This is a genomic window from Pseudomonas sp. EA_35y_Pfl2_R111, assembly GCF_963970955.1.
Classification (GTDB): domain Bacteria; phylum Pseudomonadota; class Gammaproteobacteria; order Pseudomonadales; family Pseudomonadaceae; genus Aquipseudomonas.
This window is the reverse complement of the sequence record NZ_CAXAOM010000002.1, coordinates 32,496-49,503: the sequence shown is the minus strand read 5'-3', so window position 1 is coordinate 49,503 and position 17,008 is coordinate 32,496. Positions and strand designations below refer to the sequence as shown.

Sequence of the window (17,008 nt, the reverse complement as noted above, 5' to 3'; positions counted from 1 at the left end):
GGATGGGAAAAACGCCATCCACCCTACGGGATAATGACGCGTAGGGTGGACATCGCTTTTTATGTCCACCAAGGCACTCACAGCGAATGGTCATGGTGGATGTATAAAGCGACATCCACCCTACAACTACCCGAACTTCAAGCTACGTAGGATGGGTTGAGCAACGCGATACCCATCACCGAGAACAACGAGGCAACGATGAACCTACCCAAACAAGTCCGCCTGGTCGAAGTTGGCCCGCGCGACGGTTTGCAGAATGAGAAGCAGCCGATCAGCGTGGCCGACAAGGTGCGTCTGGTCGATGACCTGTCTGCCGCAGGCTTGGGCTATATCGAGGTGGGCAGCTTTGTCTCGCCCAAGTGGGTGCCGCAGATGGCGGGAAGTGCCGAGGTGTTTGCGCAAATCCAGCAACTACCAGGCATCGTCTACGCGGCGCTGGCCCCCAATCTGAAAGGTTTTGAAGGGGCGCTGGAAGCGGGCGTACGCGAAGTGGCAGTGTTTGCCGCGGCTTCAGAAGCCTTCTCACAGAAGAATATCAACTGCTCGATCAGCGAGAGCCTGGAACGTTTTGTCCCGGTGATGGACGCCGCCAAGCAGCATGGCATCCGCGTGCGCGGATATGTTTCCTGTGTGTTGGGCTGCCCGTATGACGGTTCTGTGCCACCCGAGCAAGTCGCCAGCGTGGCCCGTGAGCTGTATGCCATGGGCTGCTACGAGGTTTCCCTGGGCGACACGATAGGGGCCGGCACTGCCGGAGCTACCCGTCACCTGTTCAACGTGGTCGGCCGAGAGGTGCCACGCAACCTGTTGGCCGGGCACTTCCACGATACCTACGGCCAAGCTTTGGCCAATATCTACGCAAGCCTCCTGGAAGGCATCAGTGTATTCGACAGCTCGGTCGCGGGCCTCGGTGGCTGCCCTTACGCCAAAGGCGCCACCGGCAACGTCGCAACCGAAGATGTGCTGTACCTGCTTGAGGGTCTGGGTATCGAAACCGGTATTGATATGGGCTGCCTGATCGCCGCTGGCCAGCGCATTTGCGCGGTGCTGGATAAGCCCAATGGCTCGCGTGTTGCGCGGGCGCGGCTGGCCAGCGCCTAAACCGAGCTGCATCGGGCGAGGAAAACTACTGCCGTCAGGCTTTGTTTACAGCCTGTAAAGCCCGAGCCCCAGATGCCGCGTGCCGGCCCTGCCTACGGTGCAAAACCGCTACAACAGCTGCCAGGTCGGCCGCCGAGCAATAAGGGCCGCTGCAGGTCAAGGGTTCCAGCTACCAGTAGGCTAGCGTGCCATCGGCCAGGCGCAACAGCTCGGCATAACAAGAATTACGGCACCTGCCGAATGAGGAATCGACATGCAACAGCCCTTGTGGACCCCCTCCAAGGAACGTATCGCCGCCACCCGGATGGACAGCTTCCGCCGCTTCGTCAATCAGCGCCACAGCCTGCAACTGGCCGACTATCCAGCCTTGCATGCCTGGAGCGTGGCGCAGCGTGAGGCCTTCTGGCGGGCGATTGTCGAGTTCTTCGAGATCCGCTTTAGTGCCCAGCCCGAGGCAGTGCTGCAAGAAGGCAGCGCCATGCCCAGCGCCCACTGGTTTCCTGGCGCGACGCTGAACTTTGCCGAACACTTGTTGCGCCGCCGCGATAACCACCCGGCCCTGATCGCTATTGGCGAAGATGGCAGCCGCGAACAGCTGAGCTATGCGGAGCTGGCCGCCCATGTCGCCGGTCTGCAACGTAGCCTGCGCGAGGCCGGCGTAGGTATTGGCGATCGCGTAGCCGCTTTTATGCCTAATACGTGGCAAACCCTGGTCGGCATGCTCGCCGCCAGCAGCCTTGGTGCCACTTGGTCGAGCTGTTCGCCGGATTTTGGCACCCAAGGCGTGATCGACCGCTTCGGCCAGATCGAACCCAAGGTACTGATCGCCGCCGCCGGCTACCGCTACGCCGGTAAGACTCTCGATCTAAGCGCCAAACTCAATGAAATCCTCGAACGTCTGCCCTCACTCGAACAGCTGATTGTGGTGCCCTACTCCAATGCCCAGGCCAAAGTCGCAGACTTCCACTCGGCGGCCAAGGTCGCGCTGTGGCAGGACTTCTACCAGGCCGGCGGCGAGCCCGAGTTCACCCAGGTTCCGTTCGATCACCCGCTGTATATCCTCTACTCCAGCGGCACCACCGGCGTACCCAAGTGCATCGTGCATGGCACTGGCGGCACCCTGTTACAGCACGTCAAGGAACTCGGCCTGCACACCGATCTGCATGCCGACGACACGCTGTTCTACTACACCACCTGCGGCTGGATGATGTGGAACTGGCTGGTCTCGGGCCTGGCCCTGGGCGCCACTCTGGTGCTGTTTGACGGCTCGCCCTTCCACCCCGGTGCCGAGCGCCTGATCGATCTGATCGATGCGGAGAACATCAGCATCTTCGGCACCAGCGCCAAATTTCTCGCTGCTCTGGAGAAGGCAGGTGCCAAGCCGGGCAGCACGCACAGGCTGCAACGGCTCAAGGCCATTCTGTCGACCGGCTCGCCGCTGTCCCACGAGAGCTTCGAGTACGTCTACCGCGAGATCAAAGCCGATCTTTGTTTGTCGTCGATCTCTGGCGGCACCGATATCGTCTCCTGCTTCGCCCTGGGTAACCCAGTGCTGCCAGTGTGGCGCGGTGAGTTGCAGTGCAAGGGTTTAGGCATGGATGTGCAGGTATGGAATGACGCCGGCCAACCGTTGACAGGCGGAAAAGGCGAGCTGGTCTGCGCGACGCATTTCCCGTCAATGCCGATTGGCTTCTGGAGGGATGAGGATGGCAGCAAGTTCCAGGCGGCCTACTTCGATACCTTCGCCGGCATCTGGGCCCACGGCGACTACGCCGAGATCACCGAACACGGCGGTCTGGTGATACATGGCCGTTCGGATGCCGTACTCAACCCCGGCGGCGTACGTATTGGCACCGCCGAAATCTACCGCCAGGTAGAAAAGGTCGAAGACGTACTGGAGTCCATCGCTATAGGCCAGGAATGGGAGGATGACGTGCGCGTGGTGCTGTTTGTGCGCCTGCGCGAGGGCGTCGAACTGAGCGAGGCGCTGCAAGCGCAGATTCGGCAGGTGATCCGCGCCAACACCACACAACGCCATGTGCCAGCCAGAATCATCCCTGTAGCGGATATTCCACGCACCATCAGCGGCAAAATCGTCGAGTTGGCGGTGCGCAACGTTGTGCACGGTAAACCGGTGAAAAACACTGACGCTCTGGCCAACCCGCAGGCGCTGGAGTTGTACCGCGACCTGGCCGAATTACGGAATTAAAGCAACCAAACCCGCCGCCCGGCGCACAAACTTGTTGGTGCTAGTGATCAAATGCCTTTGCGCCCTGGGTCCTCTGGCAACTGCTCTTCTTCAATATCTTCCAGCTTCAACTCCAACCCCCATTCACCGGCCGAAGCAGCAGGCGCTGCCGGGCGCGGAGCGGCAGCAACGGGCGCCGGTGTTGGCGCCGCTGCGGCCTGCACCGGGGCGGCTGGGTTCTCGCGATAAAGTTTTAGCTTGAGCCGCACGTTGTTTGCCGAATCGGCGTTTTTCACCGCTTCTTCTTCATCAATCGAACCATCGTTTACCAGGTCGATCAGTGCTTGATCGAAGGTCTGCATGCCAAGGTTCTTCGACTTTTCCATGATCTCTTTGATCTCGTGAAACTCGTTACGCTTGATCAAATCACGGATGGTTGGCGTACCCAATAGCACTTCCACCGCCGCCCGGCGCTTGCCGTCGATGGTTTTGACCAGGCGCTGGGAGACGAACGCTTTGAGGTTGTTGCCCAGGTCGTTGAGCAGCTGTGGGCGGCGGTCTTCCGGGAAGAAGTTGATGATGCGATCCAGCGCCTGGTTGGCGTTGTTCGCATGCAACGTGGAGATCGCCAAGTGGCCAGTGTCGGCGAAGGCCAGGGCATGCTCCATGGTTTCGCGGTCACGGATTTCACCGATCAGGATCACGTCCGGGGCCTGGCGCAGGGTGTTTTTCAGCGCAGCGTGAAAGCTGCGGGTATCTACCCCGACCTCACGCTGATTGATGATCGACTTCTTGTGCTTGTGTACATATTCCACTGGGTCCTCAATGGTGATGATATGGCCGCCGCTGTTGCGGTTGCGGTAGTCGATCAGCGCCGCCAGGGAAGTCGACTTGCCAGAGCCGGTACCACCGACAAACAGCACCAGCCCGCGTTTTTCCATCACCGTCTTGAGCAGCACTTCCGGCAGTTTGAGGTCTTCAAACTTGGGAATATCCATCTTGATATTGCGCGCAACGATCGACACTTCGTTGCGCTGCTTGAAGATGTTGATACGAAAACGCCCGACGCTGGGAATGGAAATCGCCAGGTTCATCTCCAGCTCACGTTCGAATTCCTCCCGTTGCGCGCTGTCCATCACCGAATCGGCAATGGCCGCCACTTCCCCGGCCTTGAGTGGCTCGGCGCTGAGCGCCTTGAGCACGCCATTGAACTTGGCGCAGGGCGGCGCGCCAGTAGAAAGATAAAGGTCGGACCCGTCCTGACTGGACAGGATTTTCAGCATGGCATTGAGGTCCATAACGAGATTTCCCGCGAGTTGGATTTATTACGTTAGGCCAAGATTACGCATCTCTCCCGAGAAAATCGGAAGCGATCGTGCCAGAGCGCGCTCAAGGGCTCGCGAGCTAGAGTCCTGCAAGGCAAGAACAGGCGAGAAACGCAGCGCAGCGGAGTAACAGCCAATGGCTGACCCGTAGGATGAGCGCAGCGAATCAAGCGGAGTGTACTTTTGTACATAAGCATTCCGACTGGGCTCGCATCCGAGCCTGTTCTTAACGCCGCAGGGCCGACGCGCAGCAGCGCATTGAGCCGGCTTTTAGGCGCTAAGCGGCTGATAATACTGGCACAATACGCCCCTTGAAATCCGAGGAGCCCGTCATGCCTAAGGCAATGGCCCGCCATATTCTGGTGAAAACCGAAGCAGAAGCTGCCGCGCTGAAAAAACGCATTGCCGCCGGCGAGGCGTTTGACGTGCTGGCGCGCAAATACTCGACCTGCCCCTCCGGCAAGAAAGGCGGTGACCTGGGTGAGGTGCGCCCTGGACAGATGGTGCGAGCTATCGATCAGGTGATCTTCAAAAAACCGGTACGTGAAGTCCACGGCCCGGTGAAAAGCCAGTTTGGCTACCATCTGGTGCAGGTTTTCTACCGGGAATAAAACAGGAGCTTGCCGGGTATGACCATCGAGCAAATTGCCGCGTTCTGCCTAAGCCTGCCGGGTGCCCGAGAGGACATCAAATGGGGTGGCGTGAGGGTGTTCTCGGTTGCCGAGAGCAAGATGTTTGCCTTGTTCCATCTGGGTAGCCATGACGGCCTGGCCTTCAAGGTCGATGCCGACTTGTTTCTCGGCTATTGCGACCGCCCGGGCATCCGCCCTGCCCCATATCTCGCCCGTGCACGCTGGATCAGCATGGCCGCGCCTTACCCGCTGAGCGATGGTGAACTGCGCGAGCTGCTGACGCGCTCCCATCAGTTGGTGGTGGCCAAACTGCCCAAACGCCTGAAGCTGGCCCTGCTGTTCGACCCGCCAACAGCCGTTTGATAGCAGCCGCGTTATATGGGTGTAGCCCGGCCGCGCTATGCGCGGCCATGACTACTGGAGCGGTCAATTGTTCGACTGACTACCCTGCTTAGGCTGGAATCTGCTCGGCATGCTTCTCTCGGGCCCAGATACGATGCTGTTTAAGTGCAGCTTCGAAGCTGGTGAACAGTGGATCAAAGCTATCACCGACCACAAGCCCGGCATCCTCCTTAAGCCCAAGAGCGGAGGCTAGTCCTGCGGACTCCCCGCTGAAGGCAAGCGGTTTCAAGTGTTTGTATGCCTCCAGCAGGTAGTGGCTAGCAGTTCCGTTCTGCAGCAGAACCTGTACGACCTCGGCGCCCCGAGGTACAAAAACAGCATCCACGGTAATCGAGGGATCGGTGGCGAACGTGCCGTTAGGTTGCAACGGCATGCCATTGCTCGCTTTGACCGGGGCCAGGGACGGCCCTATCAGTTTGGCAAAGGCTCCCGCGCTTTTCAGGGCATGCATCAGGCTCGCAACCTCATCAGCATCGCAGCTCGGCGCAAGCACAATAGCCACGCGACGCCCTTTAATGTCGCCGGGCAACAAATTGGCCTGACTCAGTGCCGGTGAGCTTTTCTGGGGTGCGCCTGCGGTGCTGGCGGGTAACTCCAAACCAAGGTTTTCAGCGACACGGCTGGCCAGGACCGGGTCAATATTCTGCAGGATGTCCTTCACCTGCCGCTCGCGGATATGCGGGCGCTCCACTTTCGACAGTTCGAAACTATAGGCGGCGATGATGTGTTCCTGCTCCGGGGGGCTCATGCTGCGCCAGAACAGCGTGGCCTGGGAGAAGTGGTCAGCAAAGCTGGCCGAGCGCACACGTACCTTGTTGCCCTGGGTCGGTTCGGGATATGAACGGAATCCACCTTGCTGCGCCGCAGGCGGCGTTTCGCGCGGCCAGTTGCCATCAATCGAGTTTGGCTCGTAGGACGCTCTGCCCCGGTTGATCTGCTGCCGGTGCGGCGCATCACGTTGGTTGTTGTGAAAGGGGCAAAGTGGTCGGTTGATCGGCAGCTCGTTGAAGTTGGGCCCGCCGAGGCGCAACAGCTGTGTATCGGTATAAGAAAATAAGCGTCCCTGCATTAACGGATCATTGCTGAAGTCGATGCCCGGCACGATGTTGCCCACATGGAATGCCGCCTGTTCGGTCTCAGCAAAAAAATTATCCGGGTTACGGTTAAGTACCATACGCCCCACAATGCGTACCGGTACCAATTCCTCGGGCACCAGCTTGGTTGGGTCGAGCAGGTCAAAGCCGAAGCGTTGCTGGTCCGCTTCGTCCATTACCTGAAGGCCCAGTTCCCACTCAGGGTAATTGCCGTTTTCGATGTCTTCCCACAAACCGCGCCGATTGAAGTCCGGGTCCTTGCCTGCCAGCTTCTGCGCTTCATCCCACACCAGGGAACAAACTCCGGCCTTGGGCCGCCAGTGAAACTTCACCAGCTGGCTCTCGCCCTCGGCATTGACCAACCGGAAGCTGTGCACACCGAAGCCCTGCATCGCGCGATAGGCAATTGGAATCGCCCGATCAGACATGACCCAGAGCACCATATGTGCCGACTCAGGGGTCAGAGAAACAAAATCCCAGAAAGTATCGTGAGCCGAAGCCCCGGTAGGGATTTCGTTATGTGGTTCAGGTTTGACGGCATGTACGAAGTCCGGAAACTTGATGGCGTCCTGAATGAAGAACACCGGCATGTTATTACCGACCAGATCGAAGTTGCCCTCATCGGTGTAAAACTTTACGGCGAACCCGCGCACGTCACGGACTGTATCTGCGGAGCCTCTGGGTCCCTGCACGGTGGAAAAGCGCACGAAAACCGGGGTGCGTTTACCTGCCTCACGTAAGAAAGAGGCGCAGGTGAGGTCCTCTACAGGATCAGTCACCTCAAAATAACCATGAGCAGCAGCGCCGCGCGCATGCACCACGCGCTCAGGGATTCGCTCATGGTCAAAATGCGTAATTTTTTCCCGCAGGATGAAATCTTCCAGCAACGAGGGGCCACGCTCCCCCGCCCGCAGGCTGTTCTGGTTATCCGCAATACGGGTGCCGGTGTTGGTTGTCAGCGCCTCGCCGGTTGCGTCTTCGCGGAAGGCGTCGAGTTGATCGAGCTTGGCGTTGCGATTACCGCGATCAAGGGTGTCGGTTCCCGCCAGTTGGCTGGTGGAAGTGTCTTGCACAGATTTGTCTTTCATCAGGGCAGCTCCTTATTTTCTGCAGAGCGCGTCACAGCACACTGCAAATTTGGAGAACGCCCCTTGGCGCTAAGTTCGAACAGAATTTTTTCTTCAGTCAGCCAGCAATCTGGCAGCCGAGTGGCGACGTTTTTCCTGGCGTGTGCGCGGATCGAATTTTTCTCTGAACTTCGTTTTCAGGTCGTGCCTCTACCGCAGTGAACACCCACAGGAGGACTCACCATGCACCCATTCAGATCCCTGTCATTGTTAGCGGTTGCGGCTTTCGCGTTTTGCCTGGCTAACGCCGCTCACTCGGCTGATCAAACCGCCCCAATCAGCGCGGAAGACTTCGTTGAAGAAGCCTCAGCCAAAGGCATTGCGGAAATCGAAACCGCCAAGCTGGCGCTTGAAAAAGCCTCAAACCAAGACATAAAGAACTTCGCGCAAACCATGATCGATGATCACAGCAAAGCCAATTTAACCCTGGGCAAGCTGGCATCCCAGAAAGAGCTTGAGGTTTCAGATGATGCCGAGCTGATCAACCAGGCCAAGGCACTGATTCTCAAGCTTCGCGATGAGGATTCGTTCGACAAGGCCTATATGAACAACCAGGTAATGGCTCACAAGCAAACCATTGACTTGTTTAATCGCGCCAGCAAATCCGAGGACGAGCAGATCGCGGCTTTTGCCAAAGAAACCCTGCCTAAATTGCAGCACCACCTGCAAATGGCCGAGCAGATCAACGCGCAGATTCCCGACGACTGATCTCGGCGCTCTCGTATAGCAGCGTCTGCTCTGAGTGGAAGCCCGTGGCCCGTTATATAGAGGCCTTGCCGCTTTGCTCAGGGCAGCCTGTTGAGCGGCTCGCCCTCAATGAAACGTGGGCCGCAAAACCGCTCGTCGCGGATACAAATAAGTCGAACTTTTTTGCCAAGCCCCCCGTCATCAATAGGGTGGGGGCGAACAGCTGACACCGCGATTGCGCCAGAGCACAGCGATGTGGCGATTGCCCTTGTTCCGCGAGGGCCGGTCAACGGCAGAGCAACGTTTCAATACAACGGACTACTGGAGATAGACATGGGAAATGCTGCAGCAATCGCCAGAACTCATTTTCATGCCATGATCCCAGCCTCAGTTCAGCCAACTTTGCATTTAGAGAGTCTGCAGCCACCGAAGAGACGGATTCTTTTCGTAACCTCGGAATTTGCCGACCTCATCAAGGTGGGTGGCCTGGGCGACGTTTCGGCCGCTTTACCACGTGCGCTGTCGGCGCAACATGATATTCGCGTGCTGATCCCCGGATACCGCCAAGTCCTTGAAAGCGGCCGCACGCTGCGAATTGTTGGCCACATAAAAGGCCTTGCTGCGCTGCCTGCTTGCAAGATTGGTCGTCTCGACCTCGCCGATGGTTTAATTGTCTACGTTCTCCTTCACCCCGCACTCTTTGACCGTACGGGGTCACCTTATGGCGATCCACAGGGCCACGACTGGCCGGATAACCATATCCGTTTCGCAAGTCTCGGCCTGGCTGCTGCGGAGATAGCGATGGGGCAAGCCGGTATCCATTGGCGCCCCGAGCTGGTTCACGCCAATGACTGGCCGGCCGCCATGGCCCCCGCTTACATGACGTGGCGCAAGGCCAAAGTCCCCAGCCTGCTAACCATTCACAACCTGGCCTATCAAGGTATTTGTGACATGCAGTGCAGCGCTGAGTTAGCCATTCCGGCCGATGCCTGCGGCATGGAGGGGATGGAGTTTTACGGAAAATTGTCGTTTCTCAAGGCCGGCATCTGCTATGCCAACCATGTCACGACGGTAAGCCATACCTATGCTCAGGAAATCACCACCGCAGACTTCGGCTGCGGACTGGAAGGCATGCTCCAGGCGAAGGTGAAGGCAGGTCAGCTCAGCGGCATCATTAACGGTATCGACGCGACCTGGGAGCCCGCCAGCGACCCTCACCTGGTTCAAGGTTTCAGCATGGACCAATGGCAGGGCAAACAGGCCAACGCAGCCTATGTCGAACAGCTTTTTGGCTTAGCGTCAGACGGCCCGCTGTTTGGCGTGGTTTCCCGCCTGGTCCAGCAGAAAGGCATAGACCTGACATTACAGATTGCCGATCAAATCGTTAATAACGGCGGCCGTCTAGCGGTAATCGGGCGCGGTGAGGCGGAGCTGGAAACGGCCATGGAAGAACTGGCCAGACGTTATCCCGGCCGTGTGGGCGTGCATATCGGATTTAACGAAACAGATGCCCGACGGATATTCGCGGGCAGCGACTTTCTACTGATGCCTTCACGTTTCGAACCGTGCGGCCTCAGCCAGATGTATGCCCAGCGTTTCGCTTCGTTACCTATTGCCCGACGTACCGGCGGCTTGGCCGACACCATCGAAGATGGCGTGACCGGTTTTCTATTTAACGAGGCCAGTGTGGATAGCTATCAAGGTGCCATACGCCGTGCACTCAGCATTTATCAACACCCCGAGCTGCTTAATGCCATGCGCTGCCGGGCGATGCGTGCCCCCTTGTTATGGCAACAGTCGGTGAAGCCCTATGACCGCCTCTATCGGCAATTGCTGAACGAGGTCCACGCCGCGGCGGAATTACCTTGATGTACAGTCACGGAGCCCAGCGGCTAGACGATGCGCATACCCGCTTCACCCTATGGGCTCCCTCATGTAGCCGCGTAGCAGTGGAGCTCCAGGGACGGGCACCGCAGCCTATGCAGGCCAAGGAAAACGGCTGGTACAGCCTCGATCTGGCCTGCCCGCCTGGCACTTGCTACCGCTTCGTAATCAATGACCACCTGCGTGTACCCGATCCCGCCTCGCGCCAACAGGCAGGCGATGTGAATGGCTTCAGTCGCGTGGTGGACCATGCGGCATACACCTGGCGTCAGTCTAACTGGCAGGGCAGGCCCTGGCGTGAAGCGGTGATCTACGAGCTGCATGTGGGTCTGTTCGGGGGCTTTCAGCAGGTCGAAGCACATCTTCCGCACCTCGCCGAACTGGGTGTCACGGTATTGCAGATGATGCCTATTGGAGCATTCCCAGGTCAGCGCAATTGGGGTTATGACGGCGTCCTGCCTTTTGCCCCGGCCTCCAGCTATGGCACCCCCGAGCAGCTCAAGCACCTTATCGACAAGGCGCACGATTTCGGGCTGATGGTATTTCTCGACGTGGTTTATAACCACTTCGGCCCGGAGGGTAATTACCTCGGTTCATATGCCAACAGTTTTTTCCGCGAGGACCGAGTAACGCCTTGGGGGGCGGCCATCGACTTTCGCCAAGCGCCAGTGCGGGAGTTCTTCTATGAAAATGCCTTGATGTGGCTATTGGACTACCGCATCGATGGTTTGCGCCTGGATGCGGTCCATGCCATTGACGATGATGAGTTTCTGCTGGAGCTAGCGGCACGCGTCCGTCATGCCGTACCCAAATCGCGCCACGTGCATCTGGTGCTGGAAAACGAGAACAACAGCGCCAGCCTGTTGAGCAACGGCTTCACTGCGCAATGGAATGACGATGGGCATAACACCCTGCACCACCTTCTGACAGATGAACAGGAAAGCTATTACGCCGACTACGCGGTAACCCCTACGCAGAAGCTGGCGACTTGCCTGGAACAGGGCTTTGTCTACCAAGGGCAATCCAACCGGCATGGCCATCCGCGCGGTGAGCCCAGCGGGCACCTACCGCCGCATGCCTTCGTCTTGTTCCTGCAGAACCACGACCAAATCGGCAACCGTGCCTTCGGCGAACGCCTAGTCAATATTACCGACACAGACGCGCTGAAGGCCGCCACAGTGCTCTTACTGCTGTGCCCCATGGTGCCGCTGCTGTTCATGGGTGAGGAATGGGGTTCAAGACGTCCGTTCCTGTTCTTCTCCGATTACCGCGCCGATCTGGCCAATGCTGTATGTGATGGGCGACGCAACGAGTTTGCTGAATTCTCTCAGTTTGCTCACCCGCAGACGCGGCAACGAATTCCTGACCCCAATGCCTACTCAACATTCGCCAGGTCACAACCCGACTTCGCGCCAGCCCTGCGTCCGCGACAGCAAGAATGGCTCGCGTTCTATAAAGGCCTGCTTCACGTTCGTCGCACCCGCATAGTGCCAGAGCTGGAACATGCCTCAACGCTCGGGACACAGGTGCTTGGCGATGGCGCGGTGCTTGCCAGCTGGCGGATTGGCAACAGCAAAATACTGCGTATAGCGGTGAATTTTGGTTATGAGGCAGTGCGCCTGGGGCCCCTGCCGCCCCTCGCCGAACGGTTGTATGCCCACCGCGCCAACGATGATGAGTACCGCCAAGGGCTGCTGCCAAGTTCCAGCGCGCTGGTGACGTTGGAGCTTATGCCATGAGCGATGCGCTGCTTGCCGAGCTGGCGAAATCGGCCAATCTGTGCATCGATTGGACAGATGCTTTTGGCCACGACCACGTCGTTAGCCCACAGGTACAGCGCAGTCTTCTGGAGGCACTGGGTTACCAAGCGCAAACGCCGGAGCAGATTCGCGCCAGCCTCTCTGCACTGGCTCAGCAGAACCACGAACGGGCTGCTGACGGCTTGTTGATCCAGGACCTGGGACAGCCGCTGCCACTCAATGGCTTTGCCGCCCATACGTCCTACCAACTCACCAATGAGCAGGGGGATATGCGCTCTGGGCAGCTTGATCACGATGCTCGCCTACCCGCCCTCGACCAACCCGGCTATTACCAGTTGCACATAGGCGATAACCAACATCGCCTCGCGGTTGCTCCGGCAGCCTGTCTTTCGGTTGAGCAGCTATGCGCCAAGCGCCATATATGGGGGCTTACCGCGCAGGTTTATGGCCTGCGCCGGCCCGGCGATGGCGGTTTGGGTGATACCCAGGCCGTGGCCGACCTGGCGCGTCATGCTGCCAACCAGGGTGCTGATGCCTTGGCATTGAGCCCGCTGCATGCGTTGTTCAGCGCGAACCATGAGCACTACAGCCCCTACTCGCCGTCGAGTCGGCTGTTCTTCAATGCCTTGCATGCAGCTCCAAGCGGTTTACTGGGCCGCGAGCGGGTGCAACGTGCGGTGTTGGCATGCGGTATCCAAGCCGAGTTGAATCACTTGGAAAGCCAAGACCTGATCAATTGGCCGGCCGTTGCCGAAGTTCGTCAACGGCTACTGCGCCAGTTGTACAGAGACTTCAAGCAAAACCCAGGGGAGTTGCTGAATAGCTTCCAGCGGTTCTGCGCGGCAGGCGGTGATGCTCTCCTGCAGCATTGCCGCTTCGAAGCCATCCATCAACACAGAATGCAGAACGGTGAGAGCACCGACTGGCGCACCTGGCCGGCTGATTTGCGCTCTCCCGAGCAGGCAGCCGTGAGCCAGTTTGCCGCGGAGCATGCCGAGTGCGTGGAATTTCACGCCTTCGCCCAATGGCTGGTTGCCCATGGCCTGGAAGCGGCTCAGGCAAGTGCTTGCGGCGCAGGGATGAAAATCGGCCTGATCGCGGACCTAGCTGTTGGAGCTGACTGCTCAGGCAGCCAAGCCTGGTCTCGGCAAGATGAGCTGCTGCCCCAGGTAACCGTGGGCGCACCTCCAGATGTTCTCAACCGCAACGGACAGAACTGGGGCGTGAACGCCTTTTCTCCCGGCGGACTACGTCAGCATGGCTTTCGTGCCTATATAGAAATGCTTCAAGCCAATCTGGCCCATGCCGGTGGCATTCGCATCGACCACGTCATGGGATTACAGCGGCTCTGGGTTATCCCCCAAGGGGGTGAGCCGCAGGATGGGGCCTATCTGCGTTACCCACTGAATGATTTGCTGCGCCTACTTGCGCTGGAGTCGCACCGTCATCGTGCGTTGGTTATCGGCGAAGACCTCGGCACTGTGCCCCATGGGCTGCGCGAGAACTTGGCCGCACGCAACATTCTTGGCACCCGGGTGCTGCTCTTTGAACAGCATGAGGGACGTTTTGTGCCGCCCGAGCGATGGCCACGCGATGCGTTGGCAACCACCACCACCCATGATTTGCCCAGCATCAACGGCTGGTTTGTTGGACACGATATTGACTGGCGCGTACGTGCCGGGCATAGCCAGGCTGCACAACTCGACAGCGATCACGCCGAACGCAACCGTGAGCGTTCGGCCTTGGTCGATGCGCTAGACGAGAACGGACAGCTGCACGGTAACCGCGATGATACCGAAGCCTGCTTGCAAGCCAGCATCGGTTACATCGGCAGCACCCCCGCCGTGCTGACCCTATTACCGCTGGAGGATGCCTGCGGTGCCGAACAGCAGCCCAATTTGCCGGGGCCGGGCAACGAGCATCCGAATTGGCGCAGGCGCTACACGCTCCCCGTACGTGAAATGCTGGAGCAGCCGTTGGTCCGTCAGCGCCTGGAACGTCTTGCGGCGGCTCGTCGGGGATTAAGCGATGACTGACCTGCTAAGCACGTTACGCCTGCAATTTCACAAGGGCTTCACTCTGCATGATGCCAAGCGCCTGATTCCCTACTTCGAACAATTGGGCGTCAGCCACCTGTACGCCTCGCCGTTGCTCACCGCCCGCCCCGGCTCGATGCATGGTTATGACGTAATCGACCCGAGCCAGATCAACCCTGAATTAGGTGGTGAAGCGGCTCTCGTTGCGTTGGCAGACGCCCTGCATGGGCGCGGCATGGGCCTGATTCTGGATATCGTCTCCAACCATATGGCCGTCGGCGGTGATGCCAATCCTTGGTGGCTGGATGTGCTGGAATGGGGCAGAAACAGCCCATTCGCCGGCTTCTTCGATATTCAATGGAATTCCCATGACCCTCTGCTCGAAGGTCAGCTGTTGGTGCCGTTTCTACGCAGCGATTATGGCGAGGCATTAAGCAACGCAACCCTTATCCTGCGCTTCGACGAGCAGTGCGGCAGCTTCTATGTCGAACATTTCGAGCATCGCCTGCCCATCACCCCACCCAGTTATGGCGACATTCTGGGGCCCAGCGAGAACCCGGCTTTAACCAGCCTGGCGCAGCGCTTTGCCGCGCTCGGTAATGACGCCAGCACCCGCGAGCGCGCCAAGGCCCTGTGCGCCGAACTCGCTGAATGGGCGCAAACCCCCACACATCATGCGCAACTGGAAGCGCTGCTGGAGCGTTACAGGTTGCGCGACAATCCAGCCCAGCAACGTCTACACCGTCTGCTGGAGCGCCAGCATTACCGCGTCGCCAGCTGGCGCACCGCCGCCGACGACATCAACTGGCGGCGGTTCTTCGATATCAACGAGCTGGCCGGACTGCGTGTGGAACGCCCACAGGTATTCGAGAAGACCCACGCGAAAATTTTTGAGCTGATTGAGCGCGGCCTGATCGATGGCCTGCGCATCGACCACATTGATGGGCTGGCGAACCCGCGAACCTACTGCAAACGCCTGCAACGGCGCATCCAACAGCTGCGTAGCAGCAAAGCCAGCGACCTTTTTCCGATCTATGTCGAAAAAATCCTCGGGCATGGCGAAAGCCTGCCACTGGACTGGGCCGTGACAGGGACCACCGGCTACGAGTTCATGAATCAGGTGTCACTGCTGCAACACGACCCACACGGCGAACAGCCGTTGCTCGACCTGTGGCAGGCATTCAGCAACCGCCCAGGGTTATTCCAAGAGGAAGTGCTGCAAGCACGGCGTCTGGTGTTGACCGGCTCGCTGGCCGGGGATCTGGAAGAGGTGACGCAGCGCCTGCTCCAGGTTGCCCGCAACGACATCGCCACCCGCGACCTGACCCTGGGCTCAATACGCCGGGCCCTGCTCGAGTTGATCGTGCACTTCCCGGTGTACCGCACCTATGCCCACGCGTGCGGACGTGCAGAACAGGACCAGCAGATTTTCTGCCATGCGAAGAACGAAGCCCGCACCACCTTGCCCGAGGCCGACTGGCCGCTGCTGGAGCATCTGGACCGCTGGCTTGGCGGCGAGCCACTGTGCGAACTACCACCGGGACGCCGACGAACGCTTCGGGCACAGGTGCTCACGCGCTTTCAGCAGCTAACCTCACCCGCCGCAGCCAAAGCGGTTGAAGACACGGCTTTTTACCGCACCGGTGTGCTGCTGTCGCGTTATGACGTCGGCTTTGACGCCGAGCACTTCAGCCGCCCACCCGCCGATTTTCACCAAAGCTGTGTTGAGCGCGCCAAACATCATCCGCACAACCTGCTAAGCACCGCCACTCACGACCACAAACGCGGTGAAGACAGCCGGGGCCGGTTGGCGGTGCTCAGTGAGCGGGCGCCCTGGTACAGCGAGCGCGTTCGTCAGTGGAGCGAGCTGTCTTTGTCGCTACGCCCCGCTGACGCACAAGAGGTGCCGAACCGAGGTGAAGAACTGATTCTCTACCAGGCGCTGCTGGGCAGTTGGCCCCTCGACTTGGCGGCTGATGACGAACCTGGGCTGCACAACTACCTGCAGCGTATGAGCGCATGGCAGGAAAAAGCCTTGCGCGAGGCGAAGCTCAGCACCGCCTGGAGTGCGCCCAATGAGCTGCACGAAAGCGCCTGTCGGGACTTTCTTGAATGCCTGTTGACCTCCCCCAAGGCACGCGAACTGCGCCACGCCCTGGTCGACACACTGAACAGCATCGCCCCTAGCGGCGCCCTGAACAGCCTCGTGCAGTGCCTGTTGCGGCTGACCACTCCAGGGGTGCCTGATCTGTACCAAGGCTGTGAATACTGGGATTTCAGCCTGGTCGATCCAGACAATCGCCGCCCGGTTGATTTTGCCGCACGCATGCACACGCTGGACGACGCTCAGCCCCTCTCCGTACTGCTGGAACACTGGCGCGATGGGCGCATCAAGCAGTGGCTGATTCAACGCCTGCTACGCCTGCGCCAGAATCGTCCAGCGCTGTTCAGCCGAGGCGACTACCGGCCAGTGGCCGTGCAAGGCGAGCATGCTGAGCGAGTACTGGCCTTTATCCGCAGCCACGAGCAAGAGCACATGCTGGTGGTGGTCCCGCGTTTGTCGGCAGGCTTGCTGGACAGCAGCCCGATACCGCTTATTCCGGCACAACGTTGGGGCGACACCCATCTGCTTCTGCCCCCGGACCTCTCTGGTTGCACACTGATGGGCACCCTATCCCCCTGTCAGATCAACGGCGCCGCGGAACTGCCCGTCGCGCAGCTACTCACCGAGTTTTCCGCCAATGTCCTTTGCAGCCCCCAGCACCCATAGGA

Annotated in this window: 11 protein-coding genes; 9 read left to right on the top strand and 2 right to left on the bottom strand. The window is 59.2% G+C overall.

The annotated features are described in order from the left end of the window. Positions 1-198: 198 nt before the first annotated feature. The gene (locus tag AACY25_RS08845; protein WP_339523944.1) at positions 199-1,101 is read left to right on the top strand and encodes a hydroxymethylglutaryl-CoA lyase; all 903 of its coding nucleotides are present in this window, start codon (positions 199-201) and stop codon (positions 1,099-1,101) included. Positions 1,102-1,354: 253 nt separating this feature from the next. Continuing rightward, complete coding sequence (locus AACY25_RS08840) at positions 1,355-3,310, top strand: acetoacetate--CoA ligase (protein WP_339523942.1); 1,956 nt, start codon at positions 1,355-1,357, stop codon at positions 3,308-3,310. A gap of 47 nt (positions 3,311-3,357) precedes the next feature. Here the strand turns inward: AACY25_RS08840 and AACY25_RS08835 are convergent, their stop codons facing one another. Further along, positions 3,358-4,587: a PilT/PilU family type 4a pilus ATPase gene (locus AACY25_RS08835; protein WP_339523940.1), complete on the bottom strand. Its 1,230-nt coding sequence runs from the start codon at positions 4,585-4,587 to the stop codon at positions 3,358-3,360. A 359-nt stretch (positions 4,588-4,946) separates the two neighbouring features. Here AACY25_RS08835 and AACY25_RS08830 point away from each other — a divergent pair, with 359 nt between their 5' ends. Beyond that, a complete protein-coding gene (locus tag AACY25_RS08830; protein WP_160014225.1) occupies positions 4,947-5,225 on the top strand; it encodes a peptidylprolyl isomerase in 279 nt (92 codons plus the stop codon). An 18-nt stretch (positions 5,226-5,243) separates the two neighbouring features. Next, positions 5,244-5,609 (top strand): MmcQ/YjbR family DNA-binding protein, encoded by a 366-nt coding sequence (locus AACY25_RS08825; RefSeq protein ID WP_339523939.1) that lies wholly within the window; start codon positions 5,244-5,246, stop codon positions 5,607-5,609. Positions 5,610-5,697: 88 nt separating this feature from the next. On the opposite strand, the gene katE is transcribed toward AACY25_RS08825, so the two are convergent. After that, positions 5,698-7,830, bottom strand: coding sequence for a catalase HPII (gene katE, locus AACY25_RS08820; protein ID WP_339523938.1), 2,133 nt, complete (start codon positions 7,828-7,830; stop codon positions 5,698-5,700). Positions 7,831-8,052: 222 nt separating this feature from the next. On the opposite strand from katE, the gene AACY25_RS08815 reads away from it, so the two are divergent. The 5 genes from AACY25_RS08815 (at position 8,053) to AACY25_RS08795 (ending at position 17,006) form a co-directional block, all read left to right on the top strand. Then, the gene (locus tag AACY25_RS08815; RefSeq protein ID WP_339523937.1) at positions 8,053-8,577 is read left to right on the top strand and encodes a DUF4142 domain-containing protein; all 525 of its coding nucleotides are present in this window, start codon (positions 8,053-8,055) and stop codon (positions 8,575-8,577) included. Between the two features lie 312 nt (positions 8,578-8,889). Further along, a complete protein-coding gene (gene glgA, locus AACY25_RS08810; RefSeq protein WP_445262132.1) occupies positions 8,890-10,425 on the top strand; it encodes a glycogen synthase GlgA in 1,536 nt (511 codons plus the stop codon). Continuing rightward, positions 10,425-12,179 carry a malto-oligosyltrehalose trehalohydrolase gene (treZ, locus tag AACY25_RS08805; RefSeq protein WP_339523935.1) on the top strand — a complete coding sequence of 585 codons (1,755 nt, stop codon included), beginning with the start codon at positions 10,425-10,427 and terminating at the stop codon, positions 12,177-12,179. Before glgA ends, treZ begins: the two co-directional genes overlap by 1 nt. Then, positions 12,176-14,236, top strand: a complete 2,061-nt coding sequence (gene malQ, locus AACY25_RS08800) for a 4-alpha-glucanotransferase (RefSeq protein ID WP_339523933.1) — start codon at positions 12,176-12,178, stop codon at positions 14,234-14,236. The genes treZ and malQ overlap by 4 nt, the downstream gene beginning before the upstream one ends. Then, the gene (locus AACY25_RS08795) at positions 14,229-17,006 is read left to right on the top strand and encodes a malto-oligosyltrehalose synthase (RefSeq protein ID WP_339523932.1); all 2,778 of its coding nucleotides are present in this window, start codon (positions 14,229-14,231) and stop codon (positions 17,004-17,006) included. Before malQ ends, AACY25_RS08795 begins: the two co-directional genes overlap by 8 nt. Positions 17,007-17,008: the final 2 nt, after the last annotated feature.

What these genes read in the sequence shown, in the direction of transcription:
- katE (WP_339523938.1), bottom strand. Translation starts at nt 7,830, where the DNA reads ATGAAAGACAAATCTGTGCAAGACACTTCCACCAGCCAACTGGCGGGA.
- AACY25_RS08795 (WP_339523932.1), top strand. Translation starts at nt 14,229, where the DNA reads ATGACTGACCTGCTAAGCACGTTACGCCTGCAATTTCACAAGGGCTTC.
- glgA (WP_445262132.1), top strand. Translation starts at nt 8,890, where the DNA reads ATGGGAAATGCTGCAGCAATCGCCAGAACTCATTTTCATGCCATGATC.
- treZ (WP_339523935.1), top strand. Translation starts at nt 10,425, where the DNA reads ATGTACAGTCACGGAGCCCAGCGGCTAGACGATGCGCATACCCGCTTC.
- AACY25_RS08845 (WP_339523944.1), top strand. Translation starts at nt 199, where the DNA reads ATGAACCTACCCAAACAAGTCCGCCTGGTCGAAGTTGGCCCGCGCGAC.
- AACY25_RS08840 (WP_339523942.1), top strand. Translation starts at nt 1,355, where the DNA reads ATGCAACAGCCCTTGTGGACCCCCTCCAAGGAACGTATCGCCGCCACC.
- AACY25_RS08830 (WP_160014225.1), top strand. Translation starts at nt 4,947, where the DNA reads ATGCCTAAGGCAATGGCCCGCCATATTCTGGTGAAAACCGAAGCAGAA.
- AACY25_RS08825 (WP_339523939.1), top strand. Translation starts at nt 5,244, where the DNA reads ATGACCATCGAGCAAATTGCCGCGTTCTGCCTAAGCCTGCCGGGTGCC.
- AACY25_RS08815 (WP_339523937.1), top strand. Translation starts at nt 8,053, where the DNA reads ATGCACCCATTCAGATCCCTGTCATTGTTAGCGGTTGCGGCTTTCGCG.
- AACY25_RS08835 (WP_339523940.1), bottom strand. Translation starts at nt 4,587, where the DNA reads ATGGACCTCAATGCCATGCTGAAAATCCTGTCCAGTCAGGACGGGTCC.
- malQ (WP_339523933.1), top strand. Translation starts at nt 12,176, where the DNA reads ATGAGCGATGCGCTGCTTGCCGAGCTGGCGAAATCGGCCAATCTGTGC.